15 protein-coding genes are annotated in these 20,039 nt (G+C 70.6%); 3 read left to right on the top strand and 12 right to left on the bottom strand.

The window, feature by feature from the left end; all coding sequences use genetic code 11:
* Positions 1 to 152 precede the first annotated feature (152 nt).
* The 8 genes from ACFWGJ_RS03380 to ACFWGJ_RS03345 form a co-directional block, all read right to left on the bottom strand.
* Positions 153 to 833, bottom strand: coding sequence for a hypothetical protein (locus tag ACFWGJ_RS03380; RefSeq protein ID WP_387320618.1), 681 nt, complete (start codon positions 831 to 833; stop codon positions 153 to 155).
* 155 nt (positions 834 to 988) lie between these two features.
* Positions 989 to 2,878, bottom strand: coding sequence for a DUF2264 domain-containing protein (locus ACFWGJ_RS03375; protein ID WP_387320620.1), 1,890 nt, complete (start codon positions 2,876 to 2,878; stop codon positions 989 to 991).
* Between the two features lie 2 nt (positions 2,879 to 2,880).
* Positions 2,881 to 3,912, bottom strand: a complete 1,032-nt coding sequence (locus ACFWGJ_RS03370; protein WP_387320616.1) for a hydroxyacid dehydrogenase — start codon at positions 3,910 to 3,912, stop codon at positions 2,881 to 2,883.
* Positions 3,909 to 4,772: a carbohydrate ABC transporter permease gene (locus tag ACFWGJ_RS03365; protein WP_387320615.1), complete on the bottom strand. Its 864-nt coding sequence runs from the start codon at positions 4,770 to 4,772 to the stop codon at positions 3,909 to 3,911. Before ACFWGJ_RS03365 ends, ACFWGJ_RS03370 begins: the two co-directional genes overlap by 4 nt.
* Positions 4,769 to 5,755, bottom strand: a complete 987-nt coding sequence (locus ACFWGJ_RS03360) for a carbohydrate ABC transporter permease (protein ID WP_387320614.1) — start codon at positions 5,753 to 5,755, stop codon at positions 4,769 to 4,771. The genes ACFWGJ_RS03365 and ACFWGJ_RS03360 overlap by 4 nt, the downstream gene beginning before the upstream one ends.
* Before the next feature lie 26 nt (positions 5,756 to 5,781).
* Positions 5,782 to 7,113, bottom strand: coding sequence for an ABC transporter substrate-binding protein (locus tag ACFWGJ_RS03355; RefSeq protein ID WP_387320613.1), 1,332 nt, complete (start codon positions 7,111 to 7,113; stop codon positions 5,782 to 5,784).
* A gap of 141 nt (positions 7,114 to 7,254) precedes the next feature.
* Positions 7,255 to 8,367, bottom strand: coding sequence for a substrate-binding domain-containing protein (locus ACFWGJ_RS03350; protein ID WP_387320611.1), 1,113 nt, complete (start codon positions 8,365 to 8,367; stop codon positions 7,255 to 7,257).
* Between the two features lie 1,543 nt (positions 8,368 to 9,910).
* Entirely contained in the window at positions 9,911 to 10,864 is a 954-nt protein-coding gene (locus ACFWGJ_RS03345) for an NADP-dependent oxidoreductase (RefSeq protein WP_387320609.1), read from the bottom strand.
* 155 nt (positions 10,865 to 11,019) lie between these two features.
* Here ACFWGJ_RS03345 and ACFWGJ_RS03340 point away from each other — a divergent pair, with 155 nt between their 5' ends.
* Complete coding sequence (locus ACFWGJ_RS03340) at positions 11,020 to 11,574, top strand: TetR/AcrR family transcriptional regulator (RefSeq protein WP_387320608.1); 555 nt, start codon at positions 11,020 to 11,022, stop codon at positions 11,572 to 11,574.
* Positions 11,575 to 11,634: 60 nt separating this feature from the next.
* Here ACFWGJ_RS03340 and ACFWGJ_RS03335 read toward each other — a convergent pair whose 3' ends face one another.
* From ACFWGJ_RS03335 to ACFWGJ_RS03325, 3 genes are all read right to left on the bottom strand, one after another.
* Complete coding sequence (locus ACFWGJ_RS03335; protein ID WP_387320607.1) at positions 11,635 to 13,305, bottom strand: tannase/feruloyl esterase family alpha/beta hydrolase; 1,671 nt, start codon at positions 13,303 to 13,305, stop codon at positions 11,635 to 11,637.
* Positions 13,306 to 13,390: 85 nt separating this feature from the next.
* On the bottom strand, positions 13,391 to 14,872 hold the full coding sequence (locus tag ACFWGJ_RS03330) for an AMP-binding protein (protein ID WP_387320605.1): 1,482 nt from the start codon (positions 14,870 to 14,872) through the stop codon (positions 13,391 to 13,393).
* Complete coding sequence (locus tag ACFWGJ_RS03325) at positions 14,869 to 16,215, bottom strand: MFS transporter (RefSeq protein WP_387320603.1); 1,347 nt, start codon at positions 16,213 to 16,215, stop codon at positions 14,869 to 14,871. The genes ACFWGJ_RS03330 and ACFWGJ_RS03325 overlap by 4 nt, the downstream gene beginning before the upstream one ends.
* A 149-nt stretch (positions 16,216 to 16,364) precedes the next feature.
* Here ACFWGJ_RS03325 and ACFWGJ_RS03320 point away from each other — a divergent pair, with 149 nt between their 5' ends.
* On the top strand, positions 16,365 to 18,347 hold the full coding sequence (locus tag ACFWGJ_RS03320) for a helix-turn-helix domain-containing protein (protein WP_387320602.1): 1,983 nt from the start codon (positions 16,365 to 16,367) through the stop codon (positions 18,345 to 18,347).
* A 92-nt stretch (positions 18,348 to 18,439) separates the two neighbouring features.
* Here ACFWGJ_RS03320 and ACFWGJ_RS03315 read toward each other — a convergent pair whose 3' ends face one another.
* Positions 18,440 to 19,105 (bottom strand): TetR family transcriptional regulator, encoded by a 666-nt coding sequence (locus ACFWGJ_RS03315; protein ID WP_387320601.1) that lies wholly within the window; start codon positions 19,103 to 19,105, stop codon positions 18,440 to 18,442.
* A gap of 58 nt (positions 19,106 to 19,163) precedes the next feature.
* On the opposite strand from ACFWGJ_RS03315, the gene ACFWGJ_RS03310 reads away from it, so the two are divergent.
* A complete protein-coding gene (locus ACFWGJ_RS03310) occupies positions 19,164 to 20,036 on the top strand; it encodes an SDR family NAD(P)-dependent oxidoreductase (RefSeq protein WP_387320599.1) in 873 nt (290 codons plus the stop codon).
* Positions 20,037 to 20,039 lie beyond the last annotated feature (3 nt).

Genomic DNA, 20,039 nt, shown 5'->3' with positions numbered 1-20,039 from the left:
GAGTTGAAAGGCCGGGGCGCAGCCCCGCTTTTCAGGGGCGCGGGGAACTGCGCGGGTCACCCCCACCAGGCCGCAGACGGATATCGAGCGGTCACGGCCGGGGACTCAGCCCCACTGGGGTGCAGGCGGGCGCGCGGGCAGAGGCCGGGAGCTCAGTCCCACAGGCCCGGGTCGAACAGGTCGTTCAGGCCCGCCCCCGCCGCCCAGCGTTCGAGCGCGGGACCGTCGAGGAGCCGGGTGTCTCCCTGGCGCTGCGCCCATCGGACGTCCCGGTCCCGGAAAGCCCCCCGGTGCACGACCAGTTGGAGACGCGGACCCGCCGCACCCCGGCGGGTGCGGGGATCGGGCAGGGCTTCGTCCGGCAGCGGCTCCGCCACCGGCCGGAACGCCACGTCGAGCTGCCGCCCCGCCGCGTCCCGCGCGTACAGCCGCGGCCGGTCCGGCGCAGGCAGCAGCCGGACCCGCCAGCCGTCCCTCCGTAACATCCGCGCGACGGCCAACGCCAGCCCCTGCACGTCGAGTTCGCGTAACTCGTCCGCGGTGTAGTGTCCGCGCCGACGCCGTGTGCCCGGCCGCCGGCGCCGGATCTCCACCGCGACGACGAGGGCCGGCACGGAGAGGCCGACAACCGGCACGAGCGGCCCGCCCACGCGATACCCCACCGCAAGCCCGGCGGCCACCGCGCACACGACCACCACCGCGCCGGCGAGCGCGGGCAGGACGTCACGCAACCTCGGCCCGTAAAGCCCCTGCTCCCGCAGCCGACGCACGGTGTGCCGCCTGCGGGAGAAGGACGAGCGGGGCGGACCGGACGTCCACGACAGGCGTGCCACAGTGCCAGTCCCCCCAACGCCGCAGTAGCCATCCTTGGGGAGAGGAATACCCAGCGTGCGACCTCATGCCCCCGACGAAGGAGGGATTCCGGCCTCGTACCCCGGCGCACGGGAGCACGGGCCGGTGCGCGCGGCGGCCTTGCTCCTTGCGCGCGTCACCCGGACGTCACCCGGACCGGGTCGAACGACACCCGTGTACGCATGCCGTCGTCCGCCCACACCACCTCGACACCGGCGTCGTCGGCCACCACGTGCGTCACGGCCTCCGCGAGCGGGCCGGGCCCCGGTTCGCCGGTGAGGGCGGCCAGGCACGCATGGACGGAGGTGCCGTCCGACGCGCCGGTGAGGCGGGGCAGTTGCGCCCACGGCACATACGCGGTGCCCTGCGGCGCGCGGACCGTCTCCGGCTCTGCGCTCCAGCCGTGCAGCCCGTGCAGCGCCGAGACCAGGGGTTCGAGCGGCCCGGTCGCCCACCCGGTGTGGGTGAGACGCGCACCGGCGGGCGCGCCCACCACGCGGTGCACCCGCAGTTCGTACGGCCCCCGCACCACCGTCACGCTCTCCACCCGCAGCCCCGGCACCATCGGCGGGCCGCCGGTGAAGACGGGCCGGTGCCACGAGGCCGCCCAGCCCCAGCCGTCGCCGTGCCCCGCGCCGAGCGGGTGGATCCGGCGCCGCACACTGCGCCGGCCACCGACCTCCACCGATAGATGGTTGTCCGCGATGTTCCCGGACGCGGTCGGCCCGGTCCGGGTCGAGTAGGCCTGCCGCCCGTAGTGGGGGTCGTCCCCGTCGGCCGACTCCGCCTCGTGCGGCCGCACATGGTCACTGCCGTGATTGTGCAGCCGTACGATCCCGTCCGCCCGCGTTGACTGTACGAGCAGTCCGGGTGCGGGCAGGGACAGTACACGGTCGCCCTCCTCCACCGGCGCGGGCTCCTCCGTGGCGCTCCACAGGGGGTGGTCGGCGGGGGCCAGGAGGGAGACGAACGCCTTCGACGCCCAGTAGGGCGAGGCAGGGCCGGAGTACGTCTGCAGGGTGGCGTCGTGCGGCCCGTACCAGCCGAGGCTCGGCAGACCGTCCTCGGTCAGCGCCCCGCGGTCGAGGAAGTGCCGCAGGCTTCCGCTGACCAGGCGGCGCGAGGCGCCGGGTGTCAGCGGTGTGTGGCCGGTCAGGGAACCCAGGCCGACGGCGGCGGACGCGGCGAAGCGGTAGGCGAGCGACCGGCCGAAGTGCATCGGCGACCCGTCCGCGCCGAACATCAGCCCGAAGCCGTCCAGGTGCTCGCGCAGCCGGTCGCCGTACCGTGCGAGCAGCGCCGCGTCCCCGCCGAGGTGGGCGTCGAGGACCGGGTACAGGTGCAGCGCCCAGCCGTTGTAGTGGTCGAAGGCGCGCCCGTCCCCGTCCGCGTACCAGCCCTCGCCGCGGTACCAGCCCTCCATCAGGTCCAGTGCCCGCTGCCGTACGGCCGCCGTCTCGGCGTCGCCGCGTCCCACCGACTCCAGGAAACCGGCGACCGTGTAGGGGAACAGGTACCAGTTGTTCGGGGCGGGCACATGGCGCAGCGAGCCGCGCAGCCACTCCTCGACCCGGTCCTGGACTCCGGCGTCGAGACGCTTCCACAGCCAGGGTGCCGTCAGCCGCAGACCGAGGGCGACCGACGCAGACTCGACCATGGGCTGGCCCTGGACGTCGTGGTCGAGGATCAGCGGCCAGGACTCGGTGTCGTCACGTCCCGGGGAGCGGGTGCCCGAGGCCAGACCCTCGGCGTAGCGCTCCAGCCAGCCGTGCGGGTCCTCGCCACCGGCGCCCGCGACCCGGAAACCGGCCGCGAGGAACGTCCGGGCGAAACCCTCCAGACCGTCGGAGCGCACCCCCGAACGCGAGGGCCGCCCCGGCAGGTCGAGCAGGGCCCGGCCCGGTGTGCTCCACCGCCACGCGGCTCCCAGCAGACCGTCCGCGACGGCCTCCCAGTGGGCCCGGGTGTAACCGGTGTACGGGCTCGACGCACGGTCCTCAGGGGGGAGTGCGAAGGGGATGCGGATGCTCATGCCAGGAACGCCAGCCTTTCGCGTCGTACGGGATGGAGGAAGCCGCTGCCGGACGCCCAGCGGGCCGTCTCGGCGAGCGCGAGGTCGGCCAGCCGCCGCCACTCGTTGCCCTGGGAACCCGCCAGATGAGGGGTGATCAGCGCGTTCTCGCAGTCCCACAGGGGATGGTCCGGCGGCAGCACCTCGGGGTCGGTGACGTCCAGCACGGCCCGGATCCGGCCCGCCTGGACGGCGTCGGTGAGCGCCTCCTGGTCGATGACGGCCCCCCGGGAGGTGTTGATGAGCATCGCCCCGGCCGGCATCGTGTCGATCAGGGCGCGGCCGACCAGGCCCCGGGTGGTGGGCAGCAGCGGAGTGTGCACGCTGACGGTGTCGCAACGGGCGAACAGCTCCGCCAACTCCACGCGCGTGACGCCGAGTTCGGCGGCGTCCGCGTCACTCACGTACGGGTCGTGGAGCAGCACCTCGATGTCGTGCGGCCGCAGCAGCTCGACCACCCGCCGGCCGATCAGCGACGCGGAGAGGATGCCGACGGTGCTGCGGTAGTTCCCGACGGTGTCCGGGGTGCGCAGCCAGTTGTCCCTCCTCCGCGACGCCTTGAAGTCGCGGGCGCGCTCCAGGATCTGTTTCCCGGCCAGCAGGATCATGGCGAGGGTGTACTCGGCGACCGGCAGGGCGTTGGCCGCGGCGGCCGAGGACACCTCGATCCCGCGCTCCCAGCACGCGTCCGTGATGTGCGCGCGTACGCTGCCCGCCGTGTGCACCACGGCCCGCAGCCGTGGCGCGGCACGCAGCACCTCCTCGTCCAGGACCGGGCAGCCCCAGCCGGTGATCAGCAGGTCGACGTCGGCCAGCAGCGACTTCGCCCGTGGCGTCGACAGATCGTCCAGCACCGGGGGAGCGGCGAGGTCGCAGACGCGTCGGAAGGCGTCGAGCGACGCGCCGTCGAGGACGGCCGCGGCGGCGTCCTGGGACATGGCCAGGGCGGCACGGGGTCGGAAACCAGGACTGGGGAGGTGCGAGGTCACTTGACGGCTCCGGCGGTCAGCCCGCTGCGCCAGAACCGCTGGAGCAGCACGAAGGCGAGGATGAGGGGCAGCACGGCGAGCAACGATCCCATGATCACCACGGGGTAGTACTCCGGCGACACGGACGCCGAGCTGTTCCACTGGTACAGGCCGAGACTGACCGGATACAGGTCCTGGTCGGACAGCATCACCATCGGCAGGAAGAAGTTGTTCCAGATCGCCGTCAGCTGGAAGAGGAACACGGTCACGAGACCCGGCCCGAGCATCCGCAGACTCACCCGTACGTACGTGGTCAGTTCGCCGGCGCCGTCCACCCGCGCGGCCTCCAGCACCTCGTCGGGCACGTACCCCCGGCTGAAGATACGGCCGAGATAGACGCCGAACGGATTGAACAGCACCGGGATGAACACGGCCCAGAAGGTGTTGACGAGCCCGGCCTCGGAGGCCATCAGGTACAGCGGCAGCGCGAGGACCGTCTGCGGCACCATGACCGCCGCGAGGACCAGGCCGAACAGCTTCTCCTTGTGCTGGAAGCGGTACTTGTCGAAGGCGTACCCGCAGGCCACGCTCAGCAGCGCGCCGACCGCGGCGCCGAGGACGGCGTACAGCAGGCTGTTGAGGTACCAGCGGCCGTACAGACCGCCGTCCATGGCGAACAGGTCCTGGAGATTGCTCAGGGGAGAGAAGCCGCTCGTGGAGAGCAGGTCGCTGCTGAACAGGGCGTCGCGGTCCTTGGTCGCGGACAGCACCAGCCACAGCACGGGCAGCAGGGTGTAGAGGACGGAGACCGCCACGACCACGTTGACCGTCGCCCGCCCCAGCAGACGAGGGCGCAGGAAGGAACTGCCGGTGGTGCTCATCGGGCCTCCTCGGCGTCGGCACGGCTGGTGAAGCGGGTGACGCCGTAGGACAGGGCGATCGTGCACACCAGCAGGACCACCGAGGCGGCCGCCGCCAGGCTGTAGTTGTTGCGGGTGAAGGCCGCGTCGTAGATGTACATGCTCGGTGAGAAGCGGGAGCTGATCATCGGGGAGGACTGGCTGAGCAGCATCGGCTCGGTGAAGAGCTGCAGCGCCCAGATCAGGGTGAAGATCGCCACCATCACGATCGAGGCGCGTACCAGCGGTGTCTTGACCTGGAGCGCCGTGCGCACGGGTCCCGCGCCGTCGACCACGGAGGCCTCGATCACCTCGCGGGGCACGGCCTGCAGGGCGGCGTAGAAGACCACCATGTTGTAGCCGAGGTTGCTCCACAGGGCGATGTTCACGATGGACGGGATGACGGCGTGGATGCCGAGGAAGTCGATCGTGATGTCCGCGCGGGCGAACAGGTCGATGATCGGGCTGATGCCCGGGGTGTACAGGTACAGCCAGATCAGTGCGGCGATGATGCCGGGCACGGCGTGCGGGAGGAACAGGCCCAGTTGCGCGAAGGCGCGCAGCCGCACCACCCCGGAGTCCAGCAGCAGTGCCAGGACCAGCGCCCCGACGACCATGAGCGGGATGTAGATCAGGCAGTAGAGCGCGACCGTGCCGAGCCCGCCGAGGAAGGTGGGGTCGGTCAGGACGGCCGCGTAACTGCGCAGTCCCACGAAGACGGTGTTCTCCGGTCCGAAGCCGAGCCCCGGCTGGTCGTCGCTGTAGAAGCTGAGGTAGACGGCCGTGCCGACGGGGATCAGGAAGACGGTCGTCAGCAGGACGAAGAACGGGCCCATGAGGACGACGACCGCGCCGAATCTGCGGCGGCCGGCGGTCCGGCGGGCGCGCCGGCCGGAGTCGGAGAGCGCCGGACCGCCGGCGCGGGCCGCGTCGGTCGGCACCCTGGGCTGAGCGGTGGTGGTCATACGGTGTCACCTGCCTTCTCGTCGGCTCAGGTGGAGCGCTGGGTGGTGGACAGGCCCAGGGCCTTGAGGTCGGGCATGGTGCCCTCCTGCGCGGTGCGCAGGGACTCGGTCAGCGAGCCCTGGCCGCCGCCGACGCGGGCGAAGGAGTCCTGCATGACCCGCTGGGTGGCGCTCATCCGCGGGCCCCACAGCCAGCCCTCACCGATCTTCGCCGCCTCCTGCTCGTACAGGCCGTAGATGTCCTGCCCGCCGTAGTACGAGCGGTCGAAGGCCTTGCGGCCCACGGCGACCAGATCGAGGGCCGCCGGGTACTGACTGCTGGTGCCGCTGGAGAGACGGGCACGCAGGGAGTCGGAGTGGGAGACCTGCCACTCGATGAACTCCATCGCGGCCTCCGGTCTGCGGCAGTCCTTGGTGATGGCGAACGTCGATCCGCCGTGGGTGCCGACGGAGGGGCTGCCGGTGTCCCACTGGGGGAGCGGGGCGATGCGCCACTGGCCCTTCTGTCCCGGCCGCGCGTTCATCTGCGCGCCCGCGTCCCAGGCGCCGCTGAGCCGGGTGAGGACCAGTCCGTTGCCGATCTGCGCGTCGGACTGGCGGCTCTCGACGGCGTTCACGAACACGTCGTCCCGGTCGATGAGCCGCTGCCAGTACTCCGCGACGCGCCGGGAGGGCGCGTCGGCCAGGGAGACGTTCCAGGCTCCCTTCGAGGTGTCGAACCACTGGGCGCCGGCCTGCCAGGCGTAGGCCGCGAACTGCGTCATGCCGTCCGTCGGGAACAGCACGAGCCGCCGGTCGGGCGCCTTGCGGCGCACGGCGCGTGCCTGTTCGGCGAACTCGTCCCAGGTGCGCGCCACTTGGAGGCCGTACCGGTCGAAGAGATCGGTGCGGTAGTGCATCACCATCGGCTCGACGTCCAGCGGGACGCTGAACACCCGCTTGTCGAAGGTGGTCTGGGCGAGCGCCTGCGGCAGCAGCTTGCGGCGCAGGGAGTCGCTGACGAGATCGGTGATGTCCCGGGCGACCCCGTCGATGGCGAACCCCGGCACCTGCGGATACTCGATGGTGGCGACATCGGGCGCGTTGCCCGCCCGGGCGGCGTTGCTGAGCTTGGCGTAGCCGCCCTGCCCGCCGGAGGGGATCTGCTGGAAGTCGACCTGCACGCTCTTGTGCGTGCGGTTGAAGGCGTCGACCACCTCCTGGCTGCCGCGCAGGGCGGACCAGAAGGTGATGTGTGTGGTGCGGCCCGTGCCGGCCGACGAGGCTCCGTTCCCTCCGCTGCAGGCGCCCACGGCTCCTGTCAGCGGTACGGCGGCCATCGCGGCGAGCACGGAACGACGATCGGGTCGTCCGGGCATGGCGCCTCCCGCGGCTCCTGCGTGTCCGCGTCCCTGCGGACACGACTGTTCGGGACACGGGAATACTCGATGCTGTCGACCCAAACGGTCAATAGATCGATCAGAAGAAAAACAAACGCTCAAACGCTCATTGATCTAGGTTCACCGGTCGGGGGAGCCGACCCCGTCCGTGCCGTCGGCCCGCCGTGTGGAGCCGCGCACCATCAGCCGCGGCAGCAACTCGACGCGGCGCGCGGGCTGTTGCCCGCCCTCCCGGAGGCGCCGCGTCAGCAGTTCGGCGGCGGCCCGGCCTACCTCCGCCTTTGGCGGGGACACCGCGGTCAGCGGAGACGTGCCCAGCGCGGCCACCACGTCGTCGTACGCCACGACCGAACAGTCCTCGGGCACCCGCACCCCGTCGTCCGCCAGCCGCTGTACGACCATCAGCGCGTCCACGTCACTGTGCAGCACCATCGCGGTCGCCCGCACCCGGCGCAGCAGCCGCGGCAGCTCCACCGTCTCGTCCGCGGTGTACGGTCCCTCGCGCCCCGCCTGCTCGGAGATCAGCGCCCACGCCCACTCCTCCAGCAGCGGATGGGTCTCGGCGATGCTCGTGAAAGCGGCCCGCAGCGTACGGGCCGTCGGGCTGTCCTCGCGGGTCGCGAAGACGATCCGCCGATGGCCGAGCCCCACCAGGTGCTCGACGGCGAGGTGCGCGCCGTACCAGTGGTCCGAGCAGACCGAGTCGAGGGTGTGCGCCACGCTGCCCCGCCGCGGCCTGCGCTCCATGAGCACGGTGGGCACCTCCAGCTCGGCCAGCCAGCCGTGGTCGGCGAGCTCCGTCGCCAGGGTGTGCCAGCGGGGCGCGAGCAGCAGACCGCGGGCGCCGTCGGCCAGCGCCCGCTCCACCAGCGGGCGTTCGGCGCCGGCCACCTGGGGGGCGATGTGCAGGGCCATGCGCATCCCGGCCTCCTCCAGCGCGGTGCGGGCGCCGTGCAGCGTCTCGGTCAGGTACGAGTGGCGCTCCGGCACCACGACGGCCACCCGGTCGCCGTGGGCCAGGTCGTTCGCGGGGATCTCCTGCGCGGGCAGCGTCGAACGCACCACGCCGTGTCCGCGGCGCAGTCTGCCCTCGCGGGTCAGCTCCTCCACGTCCCGGCGCACCGTCACCACCGAGACCTGCAATTCGTCGGCGAGGTCCCGGACCCGCGCGGCCCCGCGGGCCTGAACGGCCGCGAGAATGCGCTGACGCCTGCGATCGACCGGTTCCCGCACTGTGCTCCACCCCGAATGTTCGTTTGAACGATTCGGGCCATCATAACGATCGGCTCGCGGCGCCGTCATGGCGCGGGCGAGTGCAGCTGTCCGTTCGGGTCCTTGATCGCCTCGGGGGAGTCGTTGATGGAGGCGCTTCGTCCTGCTCAACGGCGACATCAACACTAGCCCGCCGGCCGGGCCGAGGTTCCCGCTGATGACTTGTACCGCGACACCGATGCCGATCGTGGTGGTGTCGAACTGACCGCTGCCCTTCGCCGTCACGCTGCCGTCAAAGACGGTGCCTGGCGCGCTGCTCGCGCAGCGGGATCACGCCGCGGTGATCGCTGCACCGGCGAGCGCTTCGACACGGCGCTGCATCAGGGGACGGGCGAAGCGGTAGCCGGGTCGCCTCGCTTTTCGTGGAGATTTACGGAGCGTCCCTCGTGTCGATGGTATCCATGTCCACTATGTCTACCAGTTGCCGCATGAGTCTTTGAGAGAGTTCCGAACGGGTTGTAATCGCTCGCTGAAAACTGGCTTCAGCTCGTTCATAACAGTCATTCCAACTCTCGTCCTGGCGATCTAGATAAGTCAACCGGATCACGTCCGATGTAGCTTGGTCCAAAGCATCAAGAATCAGGCGTTGATCGCCAGACTTCACTCTGATTAATTGATCCTCTGACGTTCTAATTCTCCTCGCTGCTTGCGGTCGACCGACGCGAATATTTCGCGTTCTACCAGGGTCTCCCTGCCTTTGCCAAGGCCGGTCGGCGCTATAGCCGGCGCCGCGAATATTTATCCCATCGGTGATGGCTTCGTATATTTCCGTAGTGACCGATGTTCGCGCCAGTGCTGTAACGGAGCGAAAATTCTCTACATGAACCTGGGCATATTTAATGTCCTCTAATGCTCGTTCTATCAGATGACACCAGTCACCTACTACGCGCCGTATTCTGGCGACGCGGGCAACCTGTGCCCTTTGGCGTTCATGTTTTTCAGCCGCGTGGGCCTCTAGCTGGGCCCGTTCTTCAGCCCGCTGGCGTTGCAGCTCGGCGTCAAGCCGCGCTTGCTTCTGTGTCTGCAAGGGGCCCCAATATGCGGCAGCCGCTGCAACCACAGCACCCCCAAGGGCCCCGAGCAATCCATAGACAGCATCTGACATGAATGGATCCCCCGTTTTCACCCCGATGCAACAGCTGACGGTCACCAAGTATGCTCCAAATGTCGGCTTGCGTGGTAGGCGGGGAACAGAAACAACGGAGTGCGTCTTGCCGTGCTGTCAGCAGTGGCGTCGCGGATTCTCGGTCATCAGGGCCAGGAACGCGGGGTCGGCGCTGCAGTCGGGCAGATCGGTGCGACCAGCTGCCGCCAGGACGCCTGGTCTTCAAAGCCCAGAGGTCTCCGAGCAGCAGCAATGTGCTCCTCACCACGACTCCGTCCGTCCGATTCATCCCATAAGAGGATGTGCAGAGACAGAACTTCAGCGTCAGACAGGGGCAACGCGGCCGTACTGCACCTCAACGAGTGACAGGACCACGCGGCCCGGAGCCGACCGACCGCGTCACGCGCCGGACGCGAGCGTCGTGAGATCGAGGACGGTCTTCCCACGGTGCGGGCCCGCCGCCACGGCCGCGTGCGCCCGCGGCGCACGGTCGGCCGGGAACACCGCCTGGACCGGTACGCGGAACCGCCCCTGTATCGCCAGTTCCGCGGCGAATGCCAGCCCGTGGCACCCGTCCGGCTGGCCCCCGTAGCGGCCGAGCGAGAGGCGCACCCCGCGGCCGGGACCCGTGAAGTCGGCGAGCGTGACCACGGAGTCCCGGCTGCCGGTGAGCGCGACGAGTTCGTTCAATGAGCCCTTCCCGGCCACGTCGAGGCCGCGGTCGATACGCGGGACGCCGAGGGCGCGGACCCGTTCGGCCAGGCCGGGACCGTAGGCGACCGGCGTCGCTCCGAGAGAGGCCAGGAAGGCGTGGCTGCCCGGTCGGCCCGTCGCGAGCACGCGTGCCCCTCGCGCCACCGCCAGCTGCACGGCGATGCTTCCGACACCGCCCGACGCCCCGTCGATCACGAGTGTCGTGTCCTGTTCCCCGGTGAGGCCGAGCAGGTCCAGGGCCCGGGTCGCCGTCTCGACACCCGTCGCCGCAGCACCCGCCTCGTCCCAGGACCACGCGTCCGGCTTCGCCGCCCAGAACGCCAGCACCGCGAACTGTGCGCTCGCCCCGCCCAGCCGGGCGACGTCGACCGCTCCGAACACCTCGTCGCCGACCGCGTGGCCTGTGACGCCCGGACCGACCTCGTCGATCACCCCGGCCGCGTCCACCCCGGGGACGTGCGGCAGGGCGAGACCGTCACGCGAGGGCGAGTCGCCGGCCCGCAGTGCGAGGTCGACCGGAGACACTCCCGCCGTGCGGACGGCGATCCGTACCTCGCCCGGACCCGCCTGCGGCTCGGGCACGGTTCCGATGCCGAGTACCTCAGGGGGACCGAACCGTTCGAACCGAACCGCGCGCATGGTGCACCTTCCCTGCCCGGACCGTCCGGGCGTCGGCACACGGTAGACATGGAGGTGGAGCAGCTGGTCCGGATCAGGTCGAAGTGAGAGGCGCGGCAAGCACAGTGACTCGGAAAACACGCACGGACGCGGAAGACAACCGCCGACGTATCCTCTTGGTCGCCCGCGCCTCCTTCGCCTCCGAAGGACTCGACCTGCCGATGCGGGAGATCGCCCGCCGGGTCGGCCTGGGCATCGCCACCGTCCACCGGCACTTCCCCTCACGCGCCGACCTGGTCACCGCGGCGCTCACCGAGCACGTCGCGGCCTGCCGCGCGGACATGCGGGCCGCCCTCGACGACCCCGAGCCATGGCGAGCGCTCAGCGGTGTCGTCCGCCGCTTCGCCGAGCACCGGCTGCGGGACCGCGGGCTGAACGAGGCTCTGTTCGGCTCCCATCCGGCGGCCGCCGCCTTCGCAGCGGACCGCCGCGAGCAGTCACGGGCGCTGCGCCGCCTCGTCGACCGGGCCCGCGCCGCCGGCGTCGTCCGGGACGACATCGGCGTGGACGACGTACGCATCTGCCTGGCGGCCATCGCCTCCTACCGCCTCACCCGGCCCGCCGCCGGCCTCCACCGCCTCGTCGACCTCCTCCTGACCGGACTGACCGGCCTGCCGGGGGACCACCAACTCCTCGCGGACAGCGCGCAGAGCCCGCCCGTGCAGCCATAGCGCTGTGCCGCATCGGGCCGCCTCCCCGCCGACGCTCCGCCGCTCCCGAGCGAGAGCTGCCTATCGGCGGGAGCACACGAAACTGTCGGCGCTGTCGGGGTTCCCGGCCAGGTACCTCGGCCAGCGGGGGTATGCGCACAGCGGCCGGGTCCTGCCGTCGCGCGTGTCGGTCACGACCGGGGACAGAGGTGCGCGTTCGTGTTCGGACCACTGCTCGATCGCGGTGACCGAGTCCCAGCCGGGGGCGAACGCGGGGGTGCCGACACTCGCGTGGTTGGCACCCGGCACGAGGTAGTACCGCATGAACTCCCGTGCCGTACGCGGCCCCACCGTGTCGGTCACCCGCTCGTAGTAGTCGTTCGTCGAACGGTGCGAGACCAGTTCGTCGGCGGCACCGTGTAGGAGCAGGAGCTTTCCACCGGACCGCGCGAACGGCCGAAGGTCCGCGTCGTTGAGGTCCTGGATCTGGGACAGCCGGCTGATACGGGGGAGCCACTTTCCCGGATGTTCCGGGTCGACGGCCAGGGGACTGTGACCGGGGTCGCGCGTCAGGAAGTGCTTGACCCACTGGTCCCAGTACTGCATTCCGTATCCGCTGGTGAGAGGCATCGCTACGGCGGGTGCGGTGGTGCCGAATCCCAGCAGCGGTGTGCGCATGTCGGCACCGGAGAGGAACGGGAACCCGGGATAGGCCTCTTCTCCACTGGCCACCTCGTACGGCCACTTCCACGGCGACGAGAGGGCGGTGACCGAGGCGAGCTGGCGGTCCGAGAGACAGGCCGAACCGGTGTCGCCGCCGCCCGGGCAGCGCAGCCTCTCAGGTGGGAAACGGCAGCCCTCCGGGTTCGAGACGATCCTGTCGGCCAGTCCGTCCCGAGCGTCGCAGGCCCGGATGACGCTGTCGTACAGCAGCCCCTGCTTCGCGGGCCCGGGGAAGGCGCCGGGCCGTGCCAGCAGCCGCGTCACGTGTCCCAGGTAGAGGATCTCGGCGAGGTTGTTCCATGCCGGGAACGCCGAGATCACGCCGTCGAAGGCGCGGGGCCAGCGCTGCACGACGGCCAACGCCTCGCGGCCGCCGGTCGACCCGCCCGCGAAATACACGTGACCGGGGCTCGCCCCATAGCCCCGTCGGATCAGGAACTGCGCCGCGTCATGGGTCTTCTTGAGCGCGTCGCCGGCGGAGAAATTCCGGAGTGCTTCGTCGTCGAGGGCGAACGAGCCGTCCAGTGACGAGACAGGATGCTTGGCGGGGTCCGCCTGATGCCCGGAATCGCCGGCGTACGTCGCATACCCGCGTGCCAGCGGGGTCCGCACGCTCTGCAGTCCGAAGGGGACGTTCGCGCGAACGTCGGGGACGGTGCCGTTGTAACCGCCACCGCCGAACATCATGGATCTGCGGGTCCACTCCAGAGGCAGAGCGACGCGCATCCGGATATCGGGTGCCGACGGGTCGGCCGGGAAGAGTGCCGCATCGACGCGGCAGTACGTGACGCTCGTACCGCTGATGGTCTCCGACACCTCGGAAGCGTCCTTCACCCGGCCGCCGCCGGTGGGCAGTGAGATCACGGACGCGGGTATCGCTGTCCCTGCCAGCGCCTCACACCTCACAGCGGCGACGGTGGAGCTGGCCGTGCCCGGGTGTGCGTTGGGTGTGGTGGCGAGAAGTGCGGCGACGGCGGCGAGTGCCACACCGGCACGTACCCCGGCTCTTCGGGCGCTCCTGGGGTTCATGACTGTGTTCCTCCTGGTCTGCCGGCGTGGACATCGCGGAGAGGGGCGGCACCGCCCGGGCCCGTCATCGACCTCTCGCAGTCCATCAGGGCGTTGGCGCGCCGGTTCTCCGGTCGCGCAGTTCCGAGCGCCGCACCTTGCCCGCGGCGTCGCGCAGTGATTCGTGGACCAGCTCGATCGACCTCGGCACCTTGTGCCGGGAAAGCCGCCCGTCGAGGAAGAGCCGGATGTCGTCCGCCGCGACGCCGGCGCCTTCCGGCGTGTGGACGATCGCGTGCAGCCGATTGCCGGTGTCGGCATCGGGAAGACCGATCACGACCGCGGTCAGCACCTGCTCGTGTTCCACCAGCGCGGCCTCGATCTCCGCCGGATACACGTTGACCCCGCCCACGGTGATCATGTCCGACCGCCGGTCCAGCAGGTACAGGTAGCCGTCGTCGTCGAAGCGCCCCATGTCCCCGAGTGAGGACCAGCCGTCGCGCACGGTCGGCTCGGCGCCGATGTAGCGGTATGTGGCATCGGTCCCCGGCGTCACCCGCATATGGATCTCACCCGCGGTGCCCGGCTCGGTGATGTCAGCGCCGTCGGGATCGAGCAGCTTCATCTCACCCCACGTCACCCGCCCCACCGATCCGACGTGCTCAAGCCATTCGTCCCCGCCGAGAGTGCACCCCGCCTCGGCTTCCGTGCCCCCGTACAGCTCCCAGATCCGCTCGGGACCCAGCCATTCGATCCACCGCCGCTTCAGCCAGATGGGGCACGGTTCGGCGCAGTGCCAGACCGAACGCAGGGAGGCGAGCGTGTACCGGTCGCGGACCTCGTCCGGGAGCGCCACGATCCGGCGCATCATCGTGGGAACCAGATACACCCAGTCCACGCCGTGATCGTCGATCGCGGACAGGGTGCGTTCGGCGTCGAACCGGGTCAGCAGGACCACCGATCCGCCGAGGAAGATCGTCGAAAGAGCGGTCACGAACGGGGCGTTGTGGTGTAGCGGCGCCGTGATCAGCGCCCGTGCCCCGGCTTCGATTCCCCACATGCCGGTGTCGAAGCCGGACGTCACCGCCGGCCTGCCGGACAGGATGATCTTCGGGCGGCCGGTCGAGCCGCCGGAGGTCGGGGCCTTCCACGACGCGGCCACCGCCGGTTCCAGGTCGCCGTCGGGCTGTCGCCTGCCCAGGCCGTCCACGGTCACGGCCTTCGGGTGGCCGGCGAGCGTGCCGCCGGGTTCCGTGACCAGCACGGCGGGGTCTGCGAGTTCGAGGACCGCGTCGAGTTCCGCGGGCCTCATCCGCGTCGACAGCACCTGAGGGGTCGCCCCGGCCTTGTAGCACGCGAACACGGCCAGGACGAGGTCCGTCGAGTTGGGCAGCAGCAGGGACACGATCCGACCGGTGGTCGCCCCGGCGGCCAGCAGCCCCCGCGCGACCCTGTTGCTGCCGCGGTGCAACGCGCTCCACGTCAGTGTCGCGGTGCCGGCGCGCACCACCACGGTGTCCCCGAACCCGGCGGCGTACGCGCCGGGGATCTCGGACAGCGGGAATCCGTTCGGCGGCAGGAAGGTCACGGCTGTACCTCCAGGTCGGGCTGGACCGTCGTGGTCCGGGCGGTCTTCCTGTCCTCTCTGCGCAGTGCCCCGTGCAGGGCCACCGCGAGTGCGCCGCCGGCGAGGGACGTGGCGATGACGACGGGGAAGCCGGAGGTCGGATCACCGGAGTCCGACTCGGCGAGCCCGAACAGGTACGGGCCCACGAATCCGCCGGTCAGACCGATCGTGTTGATGAACGCCAGCCCGGCGGCCGCCACGATTCCCGACATCCGGGCCATGGCGACGGACCAGAAGATCGGCAGGGTGCCGAACGTGAGGGCGGACATGACACCGATCAGCGCGATGCGCACGCCGGGCGAGGAAACCGTCAGGAAGACCGCCGCGACCAGGGCGGGCGCCGCGGCGAGGACGCCGATGGTGAGGGACTCGCGCGGGACGCGGCGGAAGACCACCGGCATCACCAGCACGCCGATCATGCCTCCGACCCCCGTCACGCCGCTGAGGAGACCGATCAGGAACGACCCGCTCACATCCAGCGACTCGATGATCGAGGGCACGTTGAACGTCACCCCGTTCATCGTGATCTGGTTGAGGAAGTAGATGACCCCGATGAGCAGGATGAACGGCCGCCCGAACGCCTGCCCCATGGTGCCTCTGAGGGTGTGCCCGGTGTCCGGACGAGATCCCCGGCCGGCCTGCTCGCTCAGCGCCGCCGCCTCCTGCGCGGTCAGCCATGTCGCATCGGCCGGCACCTCTGGCAGGGCGGCCAGGACGACCAGCCCGATGCCCATGGTGATCAGTCCCTCGACCAGGAACATCCACTGCCAGCCGTGGAGTCCGCCCAGATCGTCCAGCTCCATCAGGGCGCCGCCGAGCGGACCGCCCAGGAGCAGACCGAGTGTGGGAGCGAGGTAGACGAAGCCGACCGCGGTGGCACGGTCCTTCTGCCCGAACCACCGGGTCACCATGAACATCATCGCCGGATAGAGACCGGCCTCCGCCGCACCGAGCGCCATCCGCCCGAGATAGAAGGTGACGTCGTCCTGGATGAACATCATGAGCGAGGTGACCGCGCCCCAGCTCAGAGCGATCCGCGCGATCCAACGGCGGGGCCCGATCCGGTACATGACCAGGTTGCTCGGGACCTCGAAGAGCGCGTACGTCAGAAAGAAGAGGCCGGCGCCGAGGCCGAAGGCGGCCGCACTGATGTCCACGTCCGCCTGCAGGTGGGTCTTGGCCAGCGCGATGTTCGTCCGGTCGACGTAGGACATGAAGTAGGCGAGGCACAGGACCGGGAGCAGCCGCAGCATCGCCTTTCGGACGGCGACGGTGTACAGACCGCCGGCGGCAGGAATCGACATCCTTGTCACTCCCCATGAAGTCAGGCCCGGACGCGGGCGCTTGCGCGGTCGAAAGTCGGGTCACCACGGTGTGCCGTGGGGCGAGGGTAGGGCCGCGCACGCCCGCCATATGATGGAAAGCCCCTCCACTCATGACGAAGCAGGGGTGTATGAATCCACCACCCGGGTCCTTTGCGGATCGGTCCTCCGCGGGTCGGCCTTCCGCGGATCGGTCCTCCGCGGAGCCGTCGACGGCCCGGACCCGTTCCGACGGGGCCGACACCGACACCGGTGCCGATGTCGGCGCCGAAGGCGAACTGGCCGCCTACCGGCTGCGCCGTGAACGCGAACTCAACAGCCTCTACACGACGGCCCGCTCCCTGACCGCGCTCGGCGAGGTCGACGAGGTCCTGCACCTGATCGTGAGGCACGCCCACGAGCTGATCGGCAGCGACTTCGCGTATCTGTCGCTGCTGGACGCGGAGGGGTACCTCGCCGTGAGAGCGTCCGCCGGCACGATCTCGCCGGAGTTCTCATCGGGCCGGCTGCCGCCCGGAACGGGCCTCGGCGGGCGGGTGATCGAGTCCAGGGCTCCCTTCTGGGTCAGCAACTACCGGCAGGCCCGAGCCCTGCCGCACGACCCCACGTTCGACCTGCTCGTGCCACGCGAAGGGCTCATGGCGCTGCTGGGCGTACCGCTCATGGTGGGTGACCGGGCCATCGGCGCCCTGTTCGCCGCCGACCGCACCGAGCGTCCCTTCGAGAACGACGAAGTGGCCCTCTTCAGTGCCTTCGCCGGCCATGCCGCGGTCGCCCTGGACAACGCGCGGCTCTACGAGGAGACCCGCGTCTCGCTGCGGCGCCTGGAGGACGCGTACCGCACGATCGAGGACCAGGTCACCACCATGGAACGAGCGGCGGCCGTCCACGAGGCCCTGACGCACGTGGTGCTGACGGGCGGCGGGCCCGGTGACATCGCGCAGCTCCTGGTCGAGCATCTGCGGGGCACGGTGACGGTCCGGGACCGGGACGACGAGGTCCTCACGATCCGCTTCCCCCGAGCGCGGGACGGCGATCCGGACCGGAACGAACGTCCGGACGTGCCGGGCGACTTGGCTCCGGACGCGCCTGGGGGCACCGCGCGGGACATGCCTGCGGATGTGTTCCGGAGCGTGTGCGAGGAGGCGCGGGACACCGGGCGGTGTGTCTCGGTGCGAGGGGCGGACGGCTGCTTCCGCAGCGTGGTGGCCGTCCGGCCCGGCGGAAACCACTTCGGCTTCCTTTCCCTGGCGCGCCGTGCCGCGCCGGAGCCCGCGGACGTCCGCATGCTGGAGCGCTCGGCCCAGATCATGGGCCTGCTGTTCCTCATGCGCGACGCCCACGCCGAGGCGGAGGAGCGGGTCCGCGGTGAGCTGCTCATGGAACTCATGTCCCGCTCGCCGCTGCATCCGGCCCAGCGCGACCGGGCGCTCGCCCGCGGCGTCGACGTCGACCACCTCGACGTCCTGGTGGTGGCCGACTGCCCCGAACGACCCGTGAGTGAAGTCGTCCGGCACTTGAAGCCCCTGTCGACCGAGCTGTCAGGACTGGCGGGCGAGTACCTGGGCCGGGCGACGATGCTGCTGCGTGCCGACGACGTGGAGGAGGTCGCGCGCACACTGCACCGCAGGCTGCGGCGCACGCTCGGTGTGCCCACGCTCGTGGTCGCCGACCGGATCGCGGGGGAGCGGTCCCGCGCGTTCACGCTGACCGAGCGCTGCATCAAGGTGATCCGCGCCCTGGGCGAGAACGACCGTGGGGCCGGCGCCCGGCAGTACGGGATGTACGCGCTCGCCTTCGACCCCGAACGCTCGGGCGACCTCGACCGGTTCCTCGACGACAGCATCGGCACGCTGCTGGAGTACGACCGACGACGGTCGACCGACCTCGTGGCCACGGCGTCCGCCTACTTCGCCCACTCCGGAAACCTGAGCCGGACGGCTCGCGCCCTGCACGTGCACCTGAACACGCTGCTGAAGCGCCTCGACCGTATCGGGTCCCTGCTCGGTGAGGACTGGCGCTCGCCGGACTCGGCGCTGCGCCTCCATCTGGCCCTGAGACTGCACGGGTTGAAAGCGGTGGTCGAGGGGACCCCGCCGGACACCGGCGGTTGATCCGAGCAGGGCAGGGCGAGTCGGAGCGGCCGGTCGAGGAGTAGTCGAGGAGCAGGAGTCCGTCGAGCAGGCTCATGTCCCTGTCGGAGGCGCTATGCGGCGGGTGGCGGCATCAGGCCGCTGATGGTCGCGGTGAGGATGCGGGCGAGGCGGGGTTCGACCTCCAGAACGGCGTGGGCGAGACGAGGATCGCTGCGGTAGAGCTCGGCGATCTCCGGGCCCGGTGTCGCGATCTGCCAGAACGCGCCGGCGAGTGCGACGGCGGTGGCGATCACGTCGAGGGCACCGGCACGGTCGAGCAGGGGCAGCCGCTCGTCCAGGGCGGTGAAGATGTCCTCGCGGGCGGCGAGCGTGGCCAGCTTGAAGTCGCGTACGGCGTCGACCGAGACGTTGCGTTCCAGGTTGAGCGGTGCCTGGGCGAGCAGGTCGCAGAACATCCCGCGCTCCGCGAGTGACGCCGCGAACGCCTGCGCCACGGCCGCCGGACCGGGTTCCTCGATCTCCCGCAGCCTCGCGGACAGGGCCGGCGCCCATTCCTGCCAGCCCGCCGCGGTGAGCCGCAGGAAGATCTCCTCGCGCGTCTCGAAGTACCGGAGCAGTGCCGACTTGTGCATCCCCGCCCTGGCGGCGATGTCCGTGAGGGTGACCTGCCTGATGCCGTGCTCGGCCCCGAGGGCCCTGGCCGCGTCGAGGATGGCGGCCTCGCGCAGCCGCTTGGCTTCGGGGGAACGCGCGCGCTGGAACTCCGAAGGGGTCATCGCACGATCTTAGCGGAACGCGGTTGCGTTATTAGCGCAACAGTGTTTTGCTAAGTGCATGCAGCAGACATGGTTCATCACCGGCTCCTCCCGCGGCCTCGGCCGCGCCCTCGTCCGTGCGGCACTCGAAGCCGGCGACCTCGTCGCCGCGACCGCCCGCGACCCCGAACAGCTCGCCGACCTCGTCGCGGACTTCGGCGACCGGGTACGGCCGATCCGACTGGACGTGACCGACCCCGAAGCCGCGCGCTCGGCGCTGAGCGAGGCGATACAGCACTTCGGCCGTATCGACGTACTGGTGAACAACGCCGGCTACGCCAACGTGTCGCCGATCGAGACCACGGACGACGCCGACTTCCGTACGCAGTTCGAGACGAACTTCTGGGGCGTGTACAACGTCACCAAGGCGGCCCTGCCGATCCTGCGCGAGCAGAAGGCGGGCCTGGTCGTCCAGATCTCCTCGATGGGCGGCCGGGTGGGAGGCAGCCCCGGAATCGCCTCATACCAGGCGGCGAAATTCGCGATCGACGGCTTCAGCCGTGTGCTGCGCACCGAGACGGCTCCGCTCGGGGTCAAGGTGCTCGTCGTCGAGCCGAGTGGCTTCCGGACCGACTGGGCGGGTTCCTCGATGGCCGTCCACGCGATCCCGGAGGCGTACGCGCAGACGGTCGGAGCCATGAACACACGCGTCCGCCAGAGCGCCGAAGGGCCGGCGGGTGACCCGGTCCGGGCCGCCGAGATCCTGGTCCGGGTGGCCAAGCGCCAGGACATCCCGGACCACCTGCCGCTCGGCGTGAACGCGGCCGAAGGATCCATCGGACTCGACGAGCGGCTCCTCGCGGAGGACCGGAGGTGGCGCGAGGTCAGCCGTTCCGCGGACTTCGCCGAGCCCTACCCCGTCCCGTTCCCGCCCGACCGGGCGACGGCCTGAGCG

It is taken from the genome of Streptomyces sp. NPDC060205, from assembly GCF_042728395.1.
GTDB lineage: Bacteria > Actinomycetota > Actinomycetes > Streptomycetales > Streptomycetaceae > Streptomyces.
This window is presented reverse-complemented; position numbering and strand designations above follow the sequence as displayed.

Coding starts and splice junctions, on each gene's coding strand:
- ACFWGJ_RS03365 (WP_387320615.1), bottom strand. CDS start 4,772: ATGAGCACCACCGGCAGTTCCTTCCTGCGCCCTCGTCTGCTGGGGCGG.
- ACFWGJ_RS03360 (WP_387320614.1), bottom strand. CDS start 5,755: ATGACCACCACCGCTCAGCCCAGGGTGCCGACCGACGCGGCCCGCGCC.
- ACFWGJ_RS03355 (WP_387320613.1), bottom strand. CDS start 7,113: ATGCCCGGACGACCCGATCGTCGTTCCGTGCTCGCCGCGATGGCCGCC.
- ACFWGJ_RS03345 (WP_387320609.1), bottom strand. CDS start 10,864: ATGCGCGCGGTTCGGTTCGAACGGTTCGGTCCCCCTGAGGTACTCGGC.
- ACFWGJ_RS03335 (WP_387320607.1), bottom strand. CDS start 13,305: ATGAACCCCAGGAGCGCCCGAAGAGCCGGGGTACGTGCCGGTGTGGCA.
- ACFWGJ_RS03325 (WP_387320603.1), bottom strand. CDS start 16,215: ATGTCGATTCCTGCCGCCGGCGGTCTGTACACCGTCGCCGTCCGAAAG.
- ACFWGJ_RS03320 (WP_387320602.1), top strand. CDS start 16,365: ATGAATCCACCACCCGGGTCCTTTGCGGATCGGTCCTCCGCGGGTCGG.
- ACFWGJ_RS03315 (WP_387320601.1), bottom strand. CDS start 19,105: ATGACCCCTTCGGAGTTCCAGCGCGCGCGTTCCCCCGAAGCCAAGCGG.
- ACFWGJ_RS03310 (WP_387320599.1), top strand. CDS start 19,164: ATGCAGCAGACATGGTTCATCACCGGCTCCTCCCGCGGCCTCGGCCGC.